Below are 3013 nucleotides of genomic sequence, written 5' to 3'. Positions count from 1 at the left end.
TGGTCTTTATGAGAAGTTTGGAGAAGAGCGTGTAATTGACACACCTCTAGCAGAATCAGCGATTGCTGGTGTAGGAATTGGAGCAGCTATGTATGGTATGAGACCTGTTGCTGAAATGCAGTTTGCAGATTTTATAATGCCTGCTGTTAACCAGATTATCTCTGAAGCAGCAAAAATTCGATACCGCTCAAACAATGATTGGAATTGTCCCAWTACAATCCGTGCACCTTATGGTGGTGGAGTTCATGGAGCACTGTACCACTCACAATCAGTTGAAGCGATTTTTGCTAGTGTCCCAGGACTAAAGATTGTAATGCCTTCAACTCCTTATGACGTAAAAGGCTTATTGAAAGCAGCAATCCGTGATGAAGATCCAGTTCTTTTCTTTKAACATAAACGTGCTTACCGTTTGATTAAAGGAGAAGTTCCTGAGGAAGATTACACACTTCCAATTGGTAAAGCAGATGTAAAACGTGAAGGTGAAGACATCACAGTAATTACATATGGCCTTTCTGTTCATTTTGCATTGCAAGCAGCAGAACGTCTTGCTAGTGATGGCATTTCCGCACATGTATTAGACTTGCGTACCGTCTATCCGCTTGATAAAGAAGCCATTATTGAGGCGGCAAGTAAAACAGGTAAAGTGTTGCTTGTTACAGAAGATAATAAAGAAGGAAGCATTATGGGTGAGGTTGCAGCTATTATTGCAGAACATTGCTTATTTGATCTAGATGCACCTGTTCAACGTCTAGCAGGACCTGATGTCCCGGCGATGCCTTATGCTCCTACGATGGAGAAATATTTCATGATTAACCCAGATAAAGTTGAAAAAGCAATGCGAGAGCTTGCAGAATTCTAATCGGAGGGATCCTATGGCTACTGAAATTACAATGCCACAGCTTGGCGAAAGTGTGACGGAAGGTACGATTAGTAAATGGCTTGTTCAACCAGGCGATAAAGTAAATAAATATGATCCGCTTGCAGAAGTGATGACGGATAAAGTAAACGCAGAAGTACCATCTTCATATACAGGTACAATTAAAGAATTACTAGTGAAAGAAGATGAGACGGTAGAAGTTGGCGTTGCAGTTTGTACAATTGAAGTAGAAGGTGAAGACTCTGCTGAATCAACTGAGTCATCAACACCTGAGTCAACTGAAACGACAGACTCTACACCTAAAAACGAGCAAACAGATACATCTCAAAAAGCTCGTTATTCCCCAGCCGTACTAAAAATGTCTGCAGAGCATGGCATCGAACTTTCACAAGTTAAAGGTAGTGGCAAAAGCGGAAGAATCACTCGTAAGGATCTGCAAAAGATTATCGATAATGGCGGTCAGACGAGTGCTCCAAAAGCAGAGGAAAGCCCTGCTTCAGAAGCAAAGCCTGTGGCAAAAGCTCCTGATGTCTCATCAGCACAAACGCAAGTACCAACTACTGAAAAAATAGATATCTCAGTTTCACAAGGTGATATTGAAATTCCAGTTTCAGGTGTACGCAAAGCAATAGCTGCTAACATGGTGAAAAGTAAGCATGAAGCTCCACATGCATGGACAATGGTTGAAGTCGATGTAACAAACCTYGTTCATTTTCGTAACAGCGTGAAGGGTGAGTTTAAACAAAAAGAAGGCTTTAATATTACATTCTTGCCATTCTTTATTAAGGCGACAGTTGAAGCATTGAAAGAATTTCCGCAATTAAACTCTATGTGGGCTGGCGATAAGATTATTCAGAAGAAAGATATCAATGTTTCAATAGCAGTGGCAACAGACGATGCTCTTTATGTTCCTGTTATCAAGCATGCTGATGAAAAATCGATAAAAGGAATTGGTCGTGAAGTTCAAGAGCTTGCAACAAAGGTGCGTACAGGTAAACTATCTGGAGCTGATATGCAAGGTGGAACATTCACAGTGAATAACACAGGCTCATTCGGATCTATACTATCTACGCCAATCATTAATCATCCACAAGCTGCGATTCTTTCTATTGAGTCAATCGTAAAACGTCCAGTGGTAGTTGAAAGCCCAACAGGGGACATGATTGCTATTCGTAGCATGGTCAACCTTTGCTTATCACTAGACCATCGAGTCTTAGATGGACTTGTTTGTGGACGATTCCTGGCACGTGTGAAAGAAATTTTAGAAAATATGACAGAAGAAACAACATCAATTTATTAATGAGTAAGGCCAGTAAGAAGTTTTCTCTAAAACTTCTTACTGGCTTTTTTTACATTTTTCATCCTTTTATCGTACATACTACAAGTAAGAAAACGAGAAAGGGTGACTAAATAATGAAGAAACTACATGGTTTATTTATTGTCGCACAATTAGTTATTGTGTTTGCATTTATTCAGCAGCCACTCATAGATAGTGTTAGTGCAGAAGAAAATATTGAAGTACAAGAATGTGATTGTGATAAGCATCACACAAAGCACAAAGAATTTTATCAGTACATGCGCATACACAAAGATTTTTATTACGAATTGCTTACAGATAAATATGCACCAGAGCAAGCTGAACAATGGAAGAACATTCGCTCTGAGCGTGATCTCTTATTAAAGAAACTCACTGAAGCAAAAAAACGAGGAGAGCTTCTGCACGGAGAAGTGAAATCAAAAGATTGGGTGGAGCAGCACCATTTTCTGCAAAAGCAATTAACAAAGGCAGTAAAAGAACGGGATGAAAAGAAGATAGCAGAGGTACTTCCACAAKTATTTGCTCATTATGAAGCACTAAACAATGAGTTTCAACAGCGAGTAAATGCCTTATCAGATACTCAAACTGAAAAAGAGTAAAAGCTGTGCCTAGRCACAGCTTTTATTTTGATTAATTGTTGTTCAAAATAAAGAAGAACCCTTTACAAATCGTAGTAATTCCGATATAATTCATATTCGTGATAAAACGTAATCGTTACGAAAGGGGTACGTCATGAATTTTAAATCTAGTTTATTTGCTATTATGCTTGTACTATCATCTTTTCTAGCTGCTTGTTGGGGGCAAGATGAAGCTGGAGA

General features: G+C 39.1%; 3 protein-coding genes. All 3 read left to right on the top strand.

Annotation, left to right across the window (positions count from 1 at the left end):
* A partial coding sequence (locus tag AB685_RS29615) for an alpha-ketoacid dehydrogenase subunit beta (protein WP_047974199.1) occupies positions 1 to 859 on the top strand: 859 nt, incomplete at its 5' end.
* A 13-nt stretch (positions 860 to 872) separates the two neighbouring features.
* Positions 873 to 2177, top strand: a complete 1305-nt coding sequence (locus AB685_RS29610) for a dihydrolipoamide acetyltransferase family protein (protein WP_047974198.1) — start codon at positions 873 to 875, stop codon at positions 2175 to 2177.
* 113 nt (positions 2178 to 2290) lie between these two features.
* Positions 2291 to 2794 (top strand): hypothetical protein, encoded by a 504-nt coding sequence (locus AB685_RS29605; protein ID WP_047974197.1) that lies wholly within the window; start codon positions 2291 to 2293, stop codon positions 2792 to 2794.
* Positions 2795 to 3013: the final 219 nt, after the last annotated feature.

Source organism: Bacillus sp. LL01, from assembly GCF_001037965.1.
The sequence above is the reverse complement of the archived record's forward strand: the minus strand, read 5'-3'. Positions and strand labels throughout refer to the sequence as shown.